Annotated in this window: 10 protein-coding genes; 5 read left to right on the top strand and 5 right to left on the bottom strand. The window is 51.8% G+C overall.

The features are described 5' to 3' along the window. Positions 1–10 precede the first annotated feature (10 nt). From HAV38_RS07680 to HAV38_RS07670, 3 genes are all read left to right on the top strand, one after another. Complete coding sequence (locus tag HAV38_RS07680; RefSeq protein ID WP_168054222.1) at positions 11–1207, top strand: MFS transporter; 1197 nt, start codon at positions 11–13, stop codon at positions 1205–1207. A 30-nt stretch (positions 1208–1237) separates the two neighbouring features. Further along, positions 1238–1792: a single-stranded DNA-binding protein gene (gene ssb, locus HAV38_RS07675; protein ID WP_168054069.1), complete on the top strand. Its 555-nt coding sequence runs from the start codon at positions 1238–1240 to the stop codon at positions 1790–1792. Between the two features lie 316 nt (positions 1793–2108). Further along, entirely contained in the window at positions 2109–3041 is a 933-nt protein-coding gene (locus HAV38_RS07670) for an alpha/beta hydrolase (protein ID WP_168054067.1), read from the top strand. A 158-nt stretch (positions 3042–3199) separates the two neighbouring features. On the opposite strand, the gene HAV38_RS07665 is transcribed toward HAV38_RS07670, so the two are convergent. From HAV38_RS07665 to HAV38_RS07650, 4 genes are all read right to left on the bottom strand, one after another. Next, entirely contained in the window at positions 3200–5515 is a 2316-nt protein-coding gene (locus tag HAV38_RS07665) for a bifunctional diguanylate cyclase/phosphodiesterase (RefSeq protein ID WP_168054065.1), read from the bottom strand. 306 nt (positions 5516–5821) lie between these two features. Continuing rightward, a complete protein-coding gene (locus HAV38_RS07660) occupies positions 5822–8686 on the bottom strand; it encodes an insulinase family protein (RefSeq protein ID WP_168054063.1) in 2865 nt (954 codons plus the stop codon). A gap of 203 nt (positions 8687–8889) precedes the next feature. Continuing rightward, positions 8890–9933, bottom strand: a complete 1044-nt coding sequence (locus HAV38_RS07655) for an FAD:protein FMN transferase (RefSeq protein WP_168054061.1) — start codon at positions 9931–9933, stop codon at positions 8890–8892. Between the two features lie 12 nt (positions 9934–9945). After that, positions 9946–12048, bottom strand: coding sequence for a 4Fe-4S binding protein (locus HAV38_RS07650; protein ID WP_168054059.1), 2103 nt, complete (start codon positions 12046–12048; stop codon positions 9946–9948). A 566-nt stretch (positions 12049–12614) separates the two neighbouring features. On the opposite strand from HAV38_RS07650, the gene HAV38_RS07645 reads away from it, so the two are divergent. Next, positions 12615–13754: a porin gene (locus HAV38_RS07645; protein ID WP_168054056.1), complete on the top strand. Its 1140-nt coding sequence runs from the start codon at positions 12615–12617 to the stop codon at positions 13752–13754. Between the two features lie 500 nt (positions 13755–14254). Then, entirely contained in the window at positions 14255–15988 is a 1734-nt protein-coding gene (locus HAV38_RS07640) for a PQQ-dependent methanol/ethanol family dehydrogenase (RefSeq protein WP_260326463.1), read from the top strand. A gap of 654 nt (positions 15989–16642) precedes the next feature. Here the strand turns inward: HAV38_RS07640 and HAV38_RS07635 are convergent. Beyond that, a complete protein-coding gene (locus HAV38_RS07635; RefSeq protein WP_168054220.1) occupies positions 16643–18550 on the bottom strand; it encodes a sigma-54-dependent Fis family transcriptional regulator in 1908 nt (635 codons plus the stop codon). Between the last annotated feature and the right edge of the window lie 256 nt (positions 18551–18806).

Genomic DNA, 18806 nt, shown 5'->3' with positions numbered 1-18806 from the left:
AGGTAGTCGCATGAATCGCGCCGAAATTCGGTCGAGCGCCTCACTCGCGTCGATTTTTGCGTTGCGGATGTTGGGATTGTTTTTGATCCTGCCGGTATTTTCGGTATATGCCAAAACCCTCCCCGGAGGTCAAAGTGCCACGTTGGTTGGTCTTGCCATGGGGATATATGGCCTGGCGCAGTCATTCGGGCAAATTCCTTTTGGTGCCGCATCAGATAAATACGGCCGCAAAAAGATCATCATTATCGGGTTGATTCTGTTTGCCATCGGATCGTTCATCGCCGCTGCTGCCCCCAACATTTATTGGGTCATTATTGGCCGCGCGGTCCAGGGTGCTGGCGCGATCTCGGCGGCGATAACGGCCTTTATCGCCGACTCGACCCGGGAAGAGCATCGGACCAAGGCGATGGCAATGGTGGGTGGCTCAATCGGGCTGACTTTTGCTCTCTCAATGATCCTGTCGCCATTGCTTTTTGAGTGGGTCGGCATGGGCGGCATTTTTGTCGTTACGGGCGTATTGTCGTTGGCAGCAATTGCCATGATAATTTTTGGTGTACCCGACGCACCGATGGTAAAGCCCAAGCGCGTCGCGTGGTCCGAGATATTGCGCAATGGCGAATTGATGCGGTTGAATGTCGGCGTTTTTTCTTTGCATTTAACGCAAATGGCAATGTTTGTTGTTATGCCGTCAGCGTTGGTGCAGTACGCTGACTTGCCAGTCACGCAACACTGGAAAATTTATTTGCCGGTCGTCCTGATTTCATTCGTGTTGATGTTGCCACCCGTCTTTATTGGCGAGAAGCAGGGTCGGATGAAACAGGTATTTGTCGCCGCCATTGCGCTGTTGCTAGCAGTCCAAATCGGTATGTGGCTGGCGTTTTCGCAAGCCGCAGTCTACTGGCCATTTTTGGTAGGCCTGTTGCTGGCCTTTTTTATCGCCTTCAATGTACTTGAGGCCAGCCAGCCCTCACTGGTCTCGCGCATCGCTCCGCCAGGCGCCAAAGGTGCCGCGCTCGGGGTCTACAATACTCTTCAGGCGTTGGGGTTATTTTGTGGCGGTGCGTTAGGCGGTTTGCTTAAGCAACACCTTGGAACGCCATCTGTATTCATCTTGGGCGCGATTTCAACGCTCGGTTGGCTTATAATCGCTGCCGGTATGAAAAATTTACCGCGTCGTGGTAAGCCAGCCAGCGCGGTTACACATTAAATTTAGTTAACCAAAATTGAGGAGAAATATATGGCGTCGGTCAATAAAGTCATCATCGTCGGTAATCTGGGCCGAGATCCCGAAACCCGCTACATGCCCAACGGCGAAGCGGTAACCAACATCGCTGTTGCGACGACGGAAAGCTGGAAAGATAAAAATAGTGGGGAAAAGAAAGAGTTGACCGAATGGCATCGTATTACTTTCTATCGCAAGCTAGCCGAAATCGCCGGTCAATACCTTAAAAAAGGCTCGCAAATTTATATCGAAGGTCGTCTGCAAACGCGCAAATGGCAAGATAAAGAAGGCGTAGAGCGTTACACCACCGAGATCATTGCAGACTCCATGCAAATGCTGGGCAGTCGTCAGGGTCAGGGTGGCGCATCAATGGATGACGGCGGTTACGATGGCGGCGATGCCCCACGTCAAAGCGGTGGTGGCGCGGGCGGTGGATCGTCATACAATAACGCACCATCCGGCAACAGCACCCCGGCGCGCCCGGCGCAAGCGCCATCCCGTCCGGCACAGGCACCAGCCTCACGCCCGGCACCGAACTTCTCGGATATGGATGACGATATTCCGTTCTAATTTGAACTGATACTTCAATAATTATCCCGGCCCGCTAAGTCATCGACTTAGCGGGCTTTTCATTGCCTCAAGCTTTTTTAGAAGACTGCGGAATGGGGAATGGTGTCAGTCAATCGCCGAAGCCACGCTTGCGCCCACTACGCAGCCGGGTTTGGTCATTAGTTAGCTGTCTCAGTACCTGTCGGCGCAACAACACGGAGACTGTGCGCAACGCAGAGCGCGCCCGATGGTGCGAACCGGATGAGCTTCGCCGCCGTTACAATTCCTGACGATTGAATCGTCGCGGCATCCACAAGACGTCAGTACAATGAGTCATATGAAACCCATCAAATACAAAAAAATGACGGGAATGGGGGGCATCGTCGCCCTTGGGTGGCTCGTTTTTACCGCCGCAGTTGCTGTTACTCAACGCAAACTCATTTTCAAACCAGTTCGTATCAAGGAAGTCGAGCGTCCTCGCAGCATCGGGCATCGGACGCGACCTGTGGTGTTGCGTAGCATGGATGGAACGCGCCTTTCTGGTTGGCTACTTACTCCCCGGGCAGCGGGGCCGCATCCTGCTGTTGTGTATTTTGGCGGACGCTCGGAAGAGGTCTCATGGGTCGCGCGAGATGCCTGGAGAATGTTCCCGAACATGACGGTGCTGGCAATTAACTATCGCGGCTACGGGGATTCTGAGGGCATCCCCGGCGAACTCAAAATGATTGAAGACGCCCACATGCTGTTTGATTGGGTGATGGAGCATCGGCATATCGCGCCGGGGCAAATCGCGGTGGTGGGACGCAGTCTTGGCTCGGGCGTGGCGGTGCAGTTGGCTGTCAGCAGGCCCGTTGCGGCGGTGGTCTTGATTACGCCTTATGACTCTATATTAGCCATTGCCAAGCGGCGCTTTCCTTCCATACCAGGGTTTGTTCTGCGGCATCGTTTTGATTCAGTCAAACACGCACCGTTGTTATCGGCCCCGACATTTATCATTCGTGCTGCGAGTGACGATGTGGTTCCTGCGTCGCATACCGACTTACTGGTCGCAAAGCTGACGACCACACCGAGGGATGAAACTATCCCTGATTCTGATCATAGCAACATCCCGTATCTGGAATCCACGCAAGGACGTATCGCCGAATTTCTCACCAGTAAATTCAAGGATGCGCGTCCCCTGCCTCTGATAGCAAGGCCATCCGAGAGCGCGGGCGAGAATCTAAACCCGCCGCCACTTTCCGGTCTGCCTCAGCAGGGTCCTGCTGCATAGTGGATTATTTACTTCGTCCTGAAGGACGAGCTTTCAGCGGAGCTTACGCAGGGCTCGTTGAGGGATGTCGGACTACAGGTAAGCGCGGGGCGATTGCGCAGTGACGCGCGAACGGGGCTGGATGACGTGAAGCGTCCCAGACATCCGCTTTCACCTCATCATGCCTCATGTTTTCGGGCCGGTGTCGCTTGATAATCATCGCCTAAAATCTCCAAAGGGTTTGTACCTGAAAACTTTAGCAGGAGGTCTGGCACCTCCTCGGCTGTCACGGGCATGCTATAGAAATAACCTTGCGCAATTTCGCAAGAAAGCCCCTTCAGCATATCCCGCTGCGTGCTAGTTTCTACACCCTCGGCCACTACTTGCAAATCAAAACTTTTGGCTAAAGAAATAACCGCACGAATAATTTCAGTGGAACTGTTTTGGATGAACGCGCGATCAATTTTCAGGCAGTCCACCGAATAGTGCATCAGGGACGCCAGTGATGAATGACCCGCTCCGAAATCGTCAATCGATATCTTGATGCCGATTGCCCGGAGTTCTAGCAGAATGGTTTCCGCTATCACAGGGTCATCCATGACCAGACTCTCCGTCAACTCGACTTCCAGTACGGATGAGGGCACCCCGTATTTCGCGAGTGCGGCCAAGATGTCCTTGACCAGATGATCGCTGTTAAATTGCCGCGCAGAGACATTGACTGCAACCGGAATCCAGCCCAAACCTGCCTGATGCCAGCGTTGCATTTGTGAGCAAGCCATTTCGATAGCTTGCCGTCCCAACGGTAAGATAAGGCCGGTGGTCTCGGCGACAGGTATGAATTCTCCCGGCAGTACTATTCCTTTCGACGGATGCCGCCAACGCATCAACGCCTCAAATCCAACAATTTTCTCAGTTTGCAAATCAACCTTGGGCTGATAGTTCAAGAAGAATTCGTGCCGCGATATGCCCACGCGGATTGATTGTTCCAGCGTCAGGCGGTCGGCCAGTTCATTCCCCAGTCGTGCCGAAAAGAAGCGATACGCACCTTTTTGCTCGGTCTTGGCCTGATACATTGCCATGTCCGCGTGCTGCAATATTTCTGAGGTTGTATTGCCGTCTAATGGATATCGGCTAATCCCAACGCTGGCACCAATCGACAAGAATCGCTCATTAATTGTAAATGGCTGTTCCAGTTCGGTGAGGATACGAATGCTCGCCAACACTGCCAATCGATCATTGGTGAAATTATTTAATATGACCGTAAATTCGTCTCCCCCAAGACGGTATACGGTATCGGTTGATCGCACCGATGATTGCAAGCGTCGGGCGACCGCACAAAGCATCTGATCCCCGGTCTCATGTCCCAGACTATCGTTTATGTTTTTAAAGTTATCCAAATCGATAAACAGTACGGCGGTACCGCCGCTTTGCGCGGGGAAAAGGTCCATCGCGCTTTGTAAATGGCGTAAAAATAGCAGGCGATTGGGCAGTTGCGTCAGAGAGTCATGTCCCGCCAGAAACTCCATTTTTATCTGGTGTTTTTTTAGCTGAAAGGCGAGTAAGCCAGTGACGAACAAAAATATAAGGATGATGCCAGTAGCACCGGCAGCCCATCGGTAATGCGTCACTGCAGCGAGATTAACGTCTCTCAAAACGTCATCCATCGAGATACCGACACTGACCATCAGGGGGTATTCGGATAGCATCCGATAGGCAGTAACGCGGGGCGTTTTATCAATCGCGCTAAGGACGACGGAGGCTTCAGATTTATGCGCAGCGGTGAGCATGGCGAGTGTATCGAGGAAATTAACGGAGATCTTGCTCTTCTCCGCATCGCCGATACGGATTGCGCGATAAGCGCCATCGGTTCCCAATAAGCCAACCATGCCATGGGTGCCAAAATCAGCTTTATTATAAAAATCAGTGAAAGTTGATGGCGTCGCTGACAGGACCACGACTCCTGCAAAACTACCGTCGTCATGGTTTAGGCGACGCGTCATTTGCAATGTCTCCGCACCCGAAATACGACCCCGCACGACCTTACTGATAAACATTTTTTGCGAGTCAGCGTCTATGTGAACCCGAAAATGCTCACGGTCGTGCAGATTGGTTTTTTCGATGGGTTGCCGACGCGAGGTAGCGATAAGGTTGCCTTTGGCGTCAATAACTGACGCCAGCGTCAGGATGTCCGATGACAGCAGGCCGCGCTCAACAAAATTGGGCAGGTCGATTACACCTTCGTTACTCTCATACTGGAACTTGATAAATTTTACTACCTCGTCATCATGATGCAGAGTGCGTAAAATATATTGTTCGTAGCTACGCACCAGGTTATCCATATCACCACTTGCAGAACGAACAGCGGCTATGCGTTCATTCTTTGTATAGATCTGAATTCCGACCCACAACCCGACCAGCAATAGCACATTGAAGGCGACTAGCAGCGCGAGTAAATATTCGTGACCGCGACGGGACAGTACAGTTTTAAATGCCATAAGACGTCCTACGTTAGCGCGTTTGCAGCGATGATTGCCCAAATAAATCTCAAATTTGTTGAGAAATACCCCCGTTTTAAAAACGTGTATTCGGGCTGTCGCTTTCGGTGCTTAGTAGTTTCGCCATACTGGTCAAACATTAGATTTATCATTTTAAGAAGTATTGATGTAGACCACGGGGTGAATCGCGGACTGCGTACATCCCGCTAAGCGGCCCAATCGTATCTTTTGTGGCATTAATTCGGTCCATCGCTGCACCCGGTAAGTTGCAGTGATGGACTGTTTCAACCAGTCCTTGAGGCGCTATTAAATCAGCGATGCCAATCTGGTTAACGTAAGCGTGGTCAAATCCTGATCGGTGTTACCTACAAATGCCGCGCGGCTAGGTACCTTATCGACCAGCCATTTTGCGGCGGCCTCCTTAAGGTCGTTCGCGGTGCAGCGCAATACGTTTTGGCGATATGCTATCCGCATTGCTTCTGTCACGCCGATCTGCTTGCGCGCCCAACTGTTATGGGCTTCTGCATAAGGGGAGCGTGGCTGGTCCATCGATTGCACGACACTGATAATCGCCTCTTCGATACTTTCTGCGGACAGTTCCGAGGCCAGCACCCACGCAATGGCTTGTTCAAAATCTGCATAGGTCGCAGACAGGCGCGGGTCACGGAAAGAGGTCATCTTGAACAACCCTGATCCCACCGCATGTGAGGCTTGCGCGCCATAAGCGCCGCCTTCCTCGCGAATGGTTCTGTGTAAAACCTCGTTGGTCATCAACTCTGCCAGCACCGATACAAACGCCGCATCCGGTTCCGCAATAGTCGGCCCCGCCCATACTGCGAAACAATGATTGACCTGCGCGGTAGCATGCAGTGCGGCGTTAGCGGAAGGCAGCGCTGCAAAGCGTTGCGGACCGCCTGGTGAACGTGGATTGTTTGTGTACGCTTTAACGAATGACTGGCCAAATAGCACGGCAACCTGGGGTTCCGCTGCGACTAATACCGTGACGGGACTGCCAACGATTTTTTGATGCAATATTATGAGTCGGTCGGCAATCGCCTGAATTCCTTTTTTGCTGGCTATCTGCTCTTGCAAGTAACGATAGAAAGGCAATCCGGACGCACCAAACACTGCCTCCTCAAACTGACTGGCGCGCGACCACGGAGCGGAAGCGGCCAGCGCAGCGTAGCGGCTCCCATCTTCGGCAAGATCGCTCTGGACATCACGTATCATGCTGTCGATCAAAAACGCCAGCCGTTCGCTCTCATCGAAGCGCACGCCAGTGATCGTATCCTGCAGCGCCATGCGGATGTGATCTTGCTCCTCCTTCAAACCCTTGGCGGAGAACTCCATCGCAATCCGTAACGGGGCGGCGGCATCGAGCGGCTGATGTACTTCCAGATTGACCTCGAAGTCGGGTACCAGATCCTGGCGCCAGGCGCTCGCGTCTTCGTAGTTCCGGGTACCCACGCCAAGGTCGGGGACCAGACCGGCGTATAAGTTGAGCCAGCACCATTCATCCGCAGGAAGGTCGGAAACGTTGAATAGAATTGACGCGTAACTGACACCGTTTGAGGCAATCGGCAGGCTGATCACGCCTTGATCGGCCAGGGGAATCGGAAAACCCGGTTTGGCCATCGGCGTGACATCAGCAGGACGGATACGCGGCAAGATATCCTTGTTCATCACTTGACGCTGGCGCTGCAATAATTCGGCAGATTCGTTCGCGATGCGAGACCGATCTTGGGCGGTGAGGTTGCTTTCAATTTCTGCCAAACGTGCTGTTTCTTGCTGGATCCGGTCGGTGCCGTAACTGGCATCCGCTAAAACGCTGGACTCCAGCCGGGTCGGGGAGTTCAGCAACGATGCGACCAGTTCTTTAAAGAACGCGGGGTCTTTAATCTGCTCATCAAATTGCTGTAAGGCCGGCTCGACATCAAAGGCCTGCAGGATGTCGCCGCCATTCATTTCAAATGGCAACGCATTCAGTAACAGATGCAAGCCATACGGCAATCCACCTCCCTTAATTTCACGTTGATGGAAGCGTAAGTCGCGTAAACTGGCCGACAGCGTTGAGGTCGGCACGCCATCCACCGCAGCCTGTTCCAGGGCATTCCAGATACGGGTTCTGGCTTTGCTGACTTCCGATTTTTTGAGACCCTCCATGCCCACGTGAAAGGTGATTTGACGCGAACTGGTTTCGGCATGATTAAGTGCAGAAGGGCGGCCAAATCCCGCCGATTCCATGGCACGTGACAAGGGTGCCGATGCATCGCCAAGTAAGCCTGCCTCCAGTAATCTTGCGCGTATATTGCCGACCGGGTCGGACGACTCACCCATCAACCAACTCATCTGAAATCCGTATTTACTATCGTTTCCTTCCTGTGCAGGAATGACGATAGTGGCATTTTTAGGCGCATCCCATGGCGCTGCCAATTGCGGCAACATGCGTTCTGAACGGCCGGGCAGTTTGGTGAGCACGCGTTCGGCAATAATCGCCTGTACCGCGCGAACGTCAACATTCCCGGCGGTCATGAAGACCGCCTGCGAAGGATGATAATGTTTTGCGTGAAATGCTTTTAAGGCGGCATGGGTTAAATTTGGGATGGCAAGAGGGTCGCCGCCCGACTCCACCATATAAGTAGTGTTATGGAACAAGTGCTGATTGATGCCATGATCCAGTGCGCGGACAGGGTCTGAGAACGCGCCTTTCATCTCATTGAGAACGACGCCCTGATACACCAGCTTGCCGTCTTCAAAGGCCAAACGCCATCCTTCCTGCAAGAAGTCATAGTAGTCAAGCGTGGGAAAGAATGCCGCATCCAGATAGACATCGAGTAAATTGAAAAAGTCGGTCCGATCGGTCGTTGCGAACGGATACACAGTTTTTTCCGGATAAGTGAGTGCATTCATCCAGCCCAGCGAACGCCGGGTCATCGAGAAAAACGGATCACGGACCGGAAAATGTGCGGATCCGCATAACGATAAATGTTCGAGAATGTGCGCCCGACCGTCGCTAGTGTCGGGAATGGTAGGAAAAGCCACCAAAAATACCATTTCCTGATCGTCGGTGCGCAGATGAATATGGCGCGTGCCGAAGTCAGCGTCTTCATATTCTTCTACAACGGCGCGGAGGGCAGGAACGGGATGAAGGCGGGTTTGTTTAAATGCCATGTATTGAATTGAAATAATTTAATTACCAATGCTCAATAGTGCCTGAAAACCGTCTTTAATGCTTTTGTAAAGCGATATCAATCCGCGTTTTCTTCCCCGCAAGATCAATAAAAACAACAACAAGCGGCACCTATTGACCGTGTGCAACACCAATCGGCAATAATTGAATATGCAACGCAATACCACTTCATTTGGATAGGGCTTTATGCCAACGTTTCGCGCAAGGTACGCGTTTTCCAGGTTTTCCCTTGCTTGTCCACTAGTAGCACGTCCACATTGGCGGTCTCGGCGGCAAGCGCCATCGCTTTCTTTGATCCCAATACAAAGAGCGCTGTCGACATGCCGTCGGCCAGCAAACCGGTGGGTGCCACGACAGTAACGCTGGCTAATTCCAGTGGCGAGTCGCCAGTGGCCGGGTCAAATATATGGTTGTGGACAAAGTCAGGCGTAAATGTAGTTTCATAATCGCCCGACGTCGCTACGCTGCGCCCATCCATTTGCAACGCGGCAGTGAATGCGCTGGCATCGCGGGGATCTTGCACGCCGACGGTCCATCGGCGTTGCGCCGACTTATTGCCGGTAGAAATAAATTCGCCGGTGTCCAGCAGCGCATGCCTGATGCCACGCGACTGCATGGCGGCGAGCGCCAGATCGACCGCGTAACCTTGTGCCATGCCGTTCAAGGTAATGGCCATACCGGGTTTATTAAATGCAATTTGGGCAGGGCTAACCGATAGATTTCTCCAGTTTACTAGCGATTTCGCATGCCGTACCTCGTCAGTGGGAGGAAGGGTGTGCGACTTTGCCGCCTGACTAAATTTTATCCACAACGGCTGCACGGTTATGTCGAATGCGCCCTCGGTTAGTACCGACAGCCGTTGTGCTTCTTTGAGTACGACCAGCAAATGCGGATCGGGATCGGATAGTCGGCCATCCCGATTCAGTTGAAACACCTGACTCTGTTCGCTATAGATGCTCATCAACGCATCAATTTTTTTCGCTTCATGAAATGCATCCTCTATCGCCAGTTCAGCCTGGCGTTGATCATGATGCAGCAATTGAATCCCTATCGTCGTACCGAATGCCAGATCAGCACCGGCGAACAAATGCAGGCCCGAAGGCAGCTCGGCGCTCCGGCTTATAACACCAGCGACAGCCTGCGGTCGCAAAAACTGCCAGCTAGCTAATCCTGCCAGTCCCGCTACGACACTGCCGACGGAACCCGAGATAAATGTACGACGTTTCATGTTGATTTTCCTTTAAAGATTAACGGGTGCCGGTTGAATAGGAATAATCCGGGCGCGTTTTTTCTCCATGATCAAAGGCGCACATTTATCGTCACTTTCATAAATGACGACGCAATCCATGCATTGAAAACATTCTTCGTAGACAATTTTTCCGTCCGGTTTTATCGCCTGATAATCGCAGCGATGGCGGCAGGTCTGGCACGGGGTTCCGCATTCCTTGCGGCGCGGTATCCAGTCCAGAAGTCGGAAGCGGCCTAGCACGGCCAACCCAGCGCCAAACGGACACAGATAACGGCAAAAGAATTTATAGACAAACGTGCTGGCAAGCAAAAGTCCGACTGCATACACGACATACGGCCATGAGCGAACAAAATTAAGCGTAATCGCCGTTTTAAACGGCTCCACCTCGACCAGGGTATCGGTTAATCTTGTGGAGATAAAAGTGCTGATAAGGATGCCGAAGAGCACCACGTATTTAATGCGCTTGAGCCGTGCGTCGGTGTTTGTTTTGATCCTGAGTTGCGGGATTCTAAGCAGTTGAGCCAGCTTCCCGATAAATTCCTGCAGTGCGCCAAATGGACATAACCAACCGCAAAATGTGCCGCGTCCCCATATGACCAAAGACACGGCGACAAATCCCCATAACACTACCGTCATCGGATCATATAAAAAGAAATCCAGACTGCGCCCACCAATCAATGCCTGCAAGAAGCCCGTGATATTGACGATGGATAATTGTCCTTGCGCGTACCAACCGATAAACAGCAGCGTGAAACTCAGAAATCCACGGCGGAACCAAACAAACGCTGCACCGTTTTTAGTAAGCCGTTTCTGAAACGTCAACGCAATCGCGAGAGCGGTGAGGCCGGTGATAAGTAGCGTAATTTCCCACCAACGCTTGATCCAGATACCTTTCCATGACTTGGCGTCGGCTTCCGCTTCCTGATAAAACTTCTTTGGCAGTTCAAAACTGAAGGGGAAATTTTCAGTGATACGTTCCGGATATATGATGCCGCGGTTGCGGGTCACCGCTAATGAAAAATCTAGTGGGTGCGCAGGGTCCAAGCCGGACTGGCTGATCACCCGAAATACTTTGATTGAATCCATTTTCAAATCGCTATTGCTAGCCAGAGCGAGGTCCAGATCCAGGTCGCGCATTTCTATCGGCAGCTTATCCTGCTGCAGTTGCAGGCGATCAGGAATGGTGCCGCTGACGAATGTATCGCTGAGAATGCCGTAGCGCCCTTTGGTCATCACCAGAATCGCGTGATCGCCGTCCTCCAGACGGTTTTTTAGCTTGCCCCAACTTTTGAGGTCTAGCAAATTGCGGCCGATGCCGGGCACCGATACCAGCGCAAGGTAAAGATCAATGAAGGTTGCATCGGGCTGCGCCAGCGCATCGGGGTCTAGTCCCGCGCCGTTGGTACTTTTAAATTTTTGCTCAACCTCGCGGTTGCGCACGACCAAGTGCTTGATCAGTCCGGAATCGATTAGCTGCGCGATGCTGGCTGGTACAAAATAATCTTTTTTTACCCGTGCAATTAAATCAGGGTCCCGGCCCTCTGCGAAGCCGAGTTTTTTGCGCGCTACTTTCAGGGCCGCCGAAAGAACCGTTTGATTCATGATGCGCACCGAAGCGGTGGCTTTGGTGACACCATCCAGATAAACGTTTACGCCATGCGGCTTGTTGGTGTTATTTTTTTGTGTTTCTATTTTGATGTTTTGAAAGAGCGACAGGCCTTTATACTGGCTGACGAACTGAAACATTGGTGCTTCCCCCAGGCCGTCCAGAAACACCGGCTCATGATGCGAAAGAACACTGACGTCGATGAAGTTACCTTTGGGATCCAGTGCGATGAGCAAATTGATCGGCAATCCCGAGAATCCGGAAATCGGCGCCAGGTCGATTGATTCGAACACATAGCCAACCAGTTCATTAGCTGTCGCGTTTTGTTTAAAGATAGGCCAGACCGGTATCGCACTATCTTTTTCTCCGATGATATAAGGCTGCGGAAAGCGCTTGACCAGTTCCGCATGCGTCATTTCTCCCGCTGAGGACGACGCGGTCCAGCCTGCGGCTATCAACAGGGTAAAAACAATTAACCAATGGCGCATCGAGGACCTTAGAGTATTTAAAAAGTGCGCAACTGAGTGCACAACCGGAGCGCAACTGAGGGACAACCAAGCCAAGCTAAACTAAACGGATGTCGAATGGCCGACGTTTTAGCGGTCTCTTTTTTCAAAGCTAGTGCAATATATGTGCCATCGTTTTTTGAGCGCCTGCAAGCAAACGCCACTGTTCATGAAAGCGATCAAATAATGAACAGGTTGCGTCTTATGTGATACATATTTACGCAGCTACTGATACGCGCTGGTTGCCGTTCAATGTCTTCTTTAGGCTGTTATTAGATTAATTCAGCGTAAAAAATACCCCTTCAGCACGGCCAATATTGCATTGCAATAACGTTGCTCGCGACGCGGATTTAAAGCCTTCCTTGGGAATGAAATGTTGCTTGAATCTGCCTTTTAGTATCGCGCTCTTGCACAGATTTATGCGGCAGAAAATTTTATTTTGCGCTTGAGATGACGCATGCGCTGGCATGGCTTTTGCCATGTGCCTGATGCCGCATCAGCTTAAACGTGTCGCGGAATTGAAAATAAAATGGACCAAGGAGACTTCTGTGAAAAAAATATTAAAGCGTAAAACATCCCTCGCTGCAGTAATGGCATTAAGTGCCGTTGCAGGTATCGCGCAGGCGCAATCGTCCGTCACGATTTACGGTGTGGTGGATGCGGGCGTGGTTTACGTCAACAACCAGCAAAAACCAACCGGCGGTACCGGTAGTGTCATCGCGCTGAACACCGGTGGCGTGACGCCGAGTATTTTTGGTTTCAAGGGGACCGAAGATTTAGGCGGCGGTTTAAAAGCCAACTTCAATCTTGAGGGACATTTCTTCGCCGGCACGGGTCAAGGCGGTCAGTGGGGCGGTTTGTTCGGACGCCAATCCAACGTCGGACTGTCTAACAGTTACGGCACTATGACGCTGGGTAAGCAGTATTCACCTGCAGTTCTAGCGTTTGCAGCGACTGATCCCCGTGGCTTGAAAGAAACCTTTTCAGGTCTGATTTCATGGGCACTGACACAGAGCCCGATCAATGTTGGCACAGCGGTTGCTCCCGCCAATTCAAACGCGCCGATTGATGTTTTCGTGGCTAATGCGTTGGCACTAAGCACCAAAATTGCAGATGTGAATCTGAGTGGTTCGTATAGTTTTGGCGAGGTCGCCGGTAGCAATGCAGCCAATCGCGTTATCTCATTAGGTGCTGTCTATAGCGGGCCTGTAACGCTGTCGGCAAGTTATCAATCGGACAACGGTCAGCGGGCAGGCGCGATCGGTGGCACCGGTGTGCAGACCAGAAAATACAGTCTCGGTGCTGGCTACGCCATCGGCGACGCGACATTGACGCTGAACTACCTGAACAACAAAAACAAAAATCCTGGAACTGGTGCAGAGTTGGCTCAGTATCGCGTGTATGGCGCAGGTGTGAACTACCGCACGTCAGTGGCTAACACGGCGACCCTGGCTTACTACTACTCCAGCAATAAAGTCGGTTCCAGCGATAACTCGAAATCAATCATCGTTAGTGATGACTATTCTTTATCCAAGCGCACCACGTTGTATGGTCTGGTGGCTGGCGTAAAAGCGGGTAGCGGCTACACCGTGGGCTCAGCATTCGGCGTGGCAAATAATAATCTATACCTGCCTACCAGCGGTAAAACAACGACAGCAGTTGAAGTCGGTATCAAGCACACGTTTTAATGACCGGGCGCGCTTACATCTGGACCGGCGCGCTTTTCAAGTCATCGGTGAGGGCAAAGCCCCTACCTTTTCGCTTCACTTCACACGGGTTATTTACTCCTGACCGCGCGTGGCTGTGCTAGCTGCGGCGCAACTACTGCAGCGGTCGAATCAGGTATTTGACCAGTGCGTTTTGATTCGGCAGATAAGGGTTGCTCCTTATCTGCTTTTTTTATGCAAAATGCGAAATCACCGTAACTCCCTGCAATTACTCGCAACATCACTCCCATAATTATGCGCTGTTTGCTTGTTCTGTTCTGAAACACTTGCTTAATTTTAGCGCAGGTCTCCAGACACATCCTTAGCCTTTAGCCCGGCAAATGCCCTGTAACGCCCTTAAACGCCTGTACCACACCGGTGGCATGCGCCTTGCCTATGGGTGGTGGGGAGTTACAAAAAAGCCCGCAGGTAACCAAAAAATATTTGATAGATAAACAGGAGATGACATGCATAAGAAGCTGATGGGAGTACTGCTCGGCGCGGTTGTAAGCAGCGCGTTTGCGGTGCCACAAGTGGGCGTCACCGACGCGATGATTGCCAATGATGCCAAAGCACCGAATACGGTTTTGTCATGGGGCATGGGTACCGAAGGGGAGCGTTACTCCACACTGACTCAGATCAATACCAAGACCGTGAGCAAGCTTACACCAGCCTGGTCGTTTTCGTTCGGTGGTGAAAAGCAGCGCGGTCAGGAATCGCAACCGCTGATTTATAACGGCAAAATGTTTGTGACCGGTTCGTACTCGCGCATCTACGCGATTGACATGAAGACCGGTACCAAATTGTGGAAATATGAACATCGCCTGCCAGACGGCATTATGCCTTGTTGCGATGTGGTTAACCGTGGCGCAGCTTTGTACGACAATCTGGTGATTTTCGGCACGCTCGATGCGCAGTTGATTGCGTTGGATCAAGACACCGGCAAGATCGTATGGAAAGAAAAAGTCGCGGATTACGCTGCAGGCTATTCAATGTCGGCTGCGCCCCTTATCGCCAAAGGTTTGTTGCTGACCGGCGTTTCAGGCGGTGAGTTCGGCGTTGTGGGCCGTGTCGATGCACGCAACCCACGCACCGGCGAACTGGTATGGTCGCGTCCTATGATCGAAGGTCATATGGGCTATAAATACGACAAAGATGGCAAAGCGACCGAAAACGGTATTACCGGCACGGTCAATAAGTCCTGGCCTGGTGATCTGTGGAAAACCGGCGGCGGCGCAACCTGGCTTGGCGGTACTTACGACCCATCGACTGGCTTAGCTTACTTCGGAACAGGTAATCCATCACCATGGAACAGCCATTTACGTCCTGGTGATAATCTGTACTCTTCTTCGACCGTTGCGCTGGATCTGGATGCAGGACAAATCAAGTGGAGCTATCAGACTACGCCGCACGATGGCTGGGATTATGACGGTGTGAACGAGTTTGTCACCTTTGATATGGACGGCAAGCGCTACGGCGGTAAAGCCGATCGTAACGGTTTTTTCTATGTCATCGACGCCAAAAACGGCAAACTGGAAAATGCATTTCCTTTTGTGAAAAAAATCACATGGGCCTCTGGTATCGATCTGAAAACAGGTCGTCCTAACTATCTTGAAACAGGTCGTCCAGGCGATCCGACCAAGGGTGAAGAAGGCAAGAAAGGCACGACATCTTTCGTAGCGCCTGCGTTCCTCGGTGGTAAAAATCAAATGCCGATGGCGTATAGCCCACAAACTAAATTGTTCTATGTACCTGCTAACGAATGGGGCATGGATATCTGGAATGAGCCAGTCAGCTACAAAAAAGGTAGTGCATATCTGGGCGCTGGATTTACTATCCGCCCGATCAATGACGATTACATCGGTGCATTGCGTGCGATCAATCCTAAGACAGGCAAAATTGTCTGGGAAATCAAAAATAACGCGCCTCTATGGGGTGGTGTTATGACCACGGCTGGCGGATTAGTATTTTATGGCACACCAGAAGGCTTCCTGAAAGCAGTTGATGCAACGACAGGTAAAGAACTGTGGAAATTCCAGACCGGTTCAGGCGTCGTAGCACCGCCGGTAACATGGAAAGATGGCGATACGCAGTATGTCGCCGTTGTTTCAGGCTGGGGTGGGGCCGTACCTTTGTGGGGCGGTGAAGTTGCCAAGAAAATCAACACGATTGAACAAGGCGGTTCAGTCTGGGTTTTCAAACTTAGCGCTAAGTAAAATTTGGTTAGCAGTTATTCGCATCGGCTAGAAACTACCTCAGACATCGACCTGCATCCCGCCGGTGTCTGAGGTGCAATTAGCAGGCAATTTTGCAGACAGTTCCTACTAACATCGCCGTTTTAATTTATATCAACGCCAGCATCAATTTTGTATAGCGGTACAATCGATACACGTTCTTCAAACCTCGACAAGCGCACCATACTGACGACGCGCACTATGTGCACTATGCGCACGAAGGTTCGGGGTTAAGGCGCCGTTGAAGACGGACAGAATCTCTCCTCCTCCCAGGTGATTTGGCTAGCGACTGCTGCAGTCGGTAGCCATTTTTTTCCTGCAGCGCAAATATCATAGCGATCAGCGAACCATTTAAAGGTTGCGACCGGGTGCTTCAGCGCGAGAATTTACGTTAGTCCGCCGCAGAGTGACGGGTGTACCGTGCCGGTGTCACGCGAGCCTGCGGGGATAGATTGATATCTCGGCAGTAGGCCCCAACAAAAAACGCGAACCAGTGTTTGCTGGTTCGCGCTGCCTAAATAGTCAAGGGGGAAGAGGGCAGGTTAATCGCTCACTTACCAAGTCGTTGCAAGTGGTGCACGGTTGCACATCGCGCTGAATCCATCATGGCGCGCTAAATGTGCAGCTGAAGAGGACCTATTTTGCCAAGGGAATTTTGCGATAGATCGTATTGCGCGACACGCCCAGCGCTCTGGCGGTAGCCGATACATTGCCGCCATGCGAGGCCAGTGCTTTCTCGATGACCGATCTCTCTACCTGCTCCAGATTGGCACCGCTCGATACCAGCCATTTTGTATTATCGGTCTGCTCGCTGGCACGGGCTAGCTCAATATCTTCCAAAAAGTCATCAGGCAGATGCTGATGCTGAATTTCATGCTGTTGGTCTGCCATGACGATAGCCGTGCGCAGCAAGTTGGTCAGTTGGCGGAAATTTCCCGGCCAGTTATGCAACTTGAACAGCGCCATGATTTCCGGCGCTACCGTATATCGCTCGCTCGCGGACTCGGCGATCAAAATCTTTTCTACGACGATGTCCATATCGGTACGTTCGCGCAACGGCGGCAACTTCACCACCAGACCGTTCAAACGGTAATAGAGATCCTCGCGGAACTCGCCTTTGGTGATCAAGTCACGCAGGTTGCGGTTAGTCGCGCAGATCAATTCAACATTTACTGTGATCGATTTAGTGCTTCCCAGCGGCGTGACCATGCGTTCTTGCAATACGCGTAAAAGCCGCGACTGCAGACTGAACGGCATATCGCCGATTTCATCAAGGAACAGGGTGCCGCCGTTGGCCTGTAATATCTTACCGACCGCGCCCTTTTTACGGGCACCGGTAAACGCACCGTCCTCATAGCCAAATAGTTCGGACTCAATCAGCGTCTCCGGGATGGATGCGCAATTGACCGCGACAAACGGCCCGCTGGCCCTCGGTGAATCATTGTGAATTGCCTGCGCCAGTAACTCTTTTCCGGTGCCGGTCTCGCCCATGATCAGAATGGGAATATCGCGTCCAAGTACCTTGTTAACCTTTTCGATTAGCGCGGCGACCTGAGGATCGCCGGTATTCAGATAGCGTAGTCCAGACATCCGGCGTGCGATCTGACTGGTGCGATTGTCGGCGGTCTTACCCGCAACGGCTGGTTTGTGGGCCTCGGGCTCGGTCGCAGCGTTGGCCCGGACTAATTCGACCGAACGGTGAAAAGCATTATTTGCGACATGTAATTGCGCCCGGCCATACACCCGCACGCCACTAGGCATGCACAGGTTCAATAAGCCCGGCATGGCAGTGCGGTAATGGTCGAATAAAGCGGTAATTGATAAACCAAATAGCGAGCTAAACGTATGCGATTGCAAGGCCGACATCGGCAGCCCAAGTTGGAACAATCCGGTGCGATTGGCAGATAAAAACTTACCGCTAGGTGAAAACGAGACTATACCTTCCATCAATGTGCCGACAAACTCGGGGCGGGTGTTGAAATGCAGCGTGATGGCATCTTGAAATGCAGCTAAAAAAAGATGATTTTCTATCATCTGCGCCGACATGCGCACTAGCGCCATCGTGTGCTTATGGAAGCTGGACTGGTCACCTGTTACATCCAGCACGCCAATAACATTGCCGCGGTGATCCAGAATTGGCGCGGCGGAGCAGGTCAGAAAGTGATTAGCGACCAAAAAATGTTCATGCGCATGAATCTGCACTGGCAACTGTTCTGCAATCGCCGTCCCAATGGCATTGGTGCCTTTGCTGGCCTCGGACCAGGTGACGCCAGGTTTCAGGGCGACGCGGTTGGCCTTCTCCAGAAAGTCATCATCGCCCAGCGTATGCACGATCAGACCGTTCACGTCGGTCAGGATCACCATGTTATGGGTGTTAATGATTTGCTCGTATAGCGTTTCCATCACCGGAATCGCATGCGTGTGCAGTATGCGGTTTTGATCCAGCAATAGCGCTAGATCGGGCCGTCCTATGGGACTAAAATCGGGCTTTTCAGCTTCCGACAGGCCGTATGCTTTAGAACGTTGACGGGATTCTTCTATCATCATGGCGTCATCGCAAGCAGAAAGCGTGCCACGCGCGTCGTTGCCCTGTTTGGACGCTTGTGTAGCGTGCGACACGCTCCGCTGGTCGGGATTATCGCTTGATTGCATCGGGTCTCCTGCGTTTTAGATGTTATGCACATCGTGTTTATTTTTGTATTGCTCTTAAATATAGCACTTGATGAGGCTATTGTTCAGAAATAGAACAATCAGATATGAAAAAGCCGTAGATTTCCTTGGCACGACACTTGCCACTAGC

The sequence above is a fragment of the Glaciimonas immobilis genome (assembly GCF_011947285.1).
Taxonomy (GTDB): Bacteria; Pseudomonadota; Gammaproteobacteria; order Burkholderiales; family Burkholderiaceae_D; genus Glaciimonas; species Glaciimonas immobilis.
The sequence above is the reverse complement of the archived record's forward strand: the minus strand, read 5'-3'. Positions and strand labels throughout refer to the sequence as shown.

Excerpts from the sequence above, each read along its gene's own strand:
- ssb (WP_168054069.1), top strand. The coding sequence starts at position 1,238 with ATGGCGTCGGTCAATAAAGTCATCATCGTCGGTAATCTGGGCCGAGAT.
- HAV38_RS07660 (WP_168054063.1), bottom strand. The coding sequence starts at position 8,686 with ATGGCATTTAAACAAACCCGCCTTCATCCCGTTCCTGCCCTCCGCGCC.
- HAV38_RS07655 (WP_168054061.1), bottom strand. The coding sequence starts at position 9,933 with ATGAAACGTCGTACATTTATCTCGGGTTCCGTCGGCAGTGTCGTAGCG.
- HAV38_RS07665 (WP_168054065.1), bottom strand. The coding sequence starts at position 5,515 with ATGGCATTTAAAACTGTACTGTCCCGTCGCGGTCACGAATATTTACTC.
- HAV38_RS07640 (WP_260326463.1), top strand. The coding sequence starts at position 14,255 with ATGGGAGTACTGCTCGGCGCGGTTGTAAGCAGCGCGTTTGCGGTGCCA.
- HAV38_RS07650 (WP_168054059.1), bottom strand. The coding sequence starts at position 12,048 with ATGCGCCATTGGTTAATTGTTTTTACCCTGTTGATAGCCGCAGGCTGG.
- HAV38_RS07670 (WP_168054067.1), top strand. The coding sequence starts at position 2,109 with ATGAAACCCATCAAATACAAAAAAATGACGGGAATGGGGGGCATCGTC.
- HAV38_RS07680 (WP_168054222.1), top strand. The coding sequence starts at position 11 with ATGAATCGCGCCGAAATTCGGTCGAGCGCCTCACTCGCGTCGATTTTT.
- HAV38_RS07635 (WP_168054220.1), bottom strand. The coding sequence starts at position 18,550 with ATGATAGAAGAATCCCGTCAACGTTCTAAAGCATACGGCCTGTCGGAA.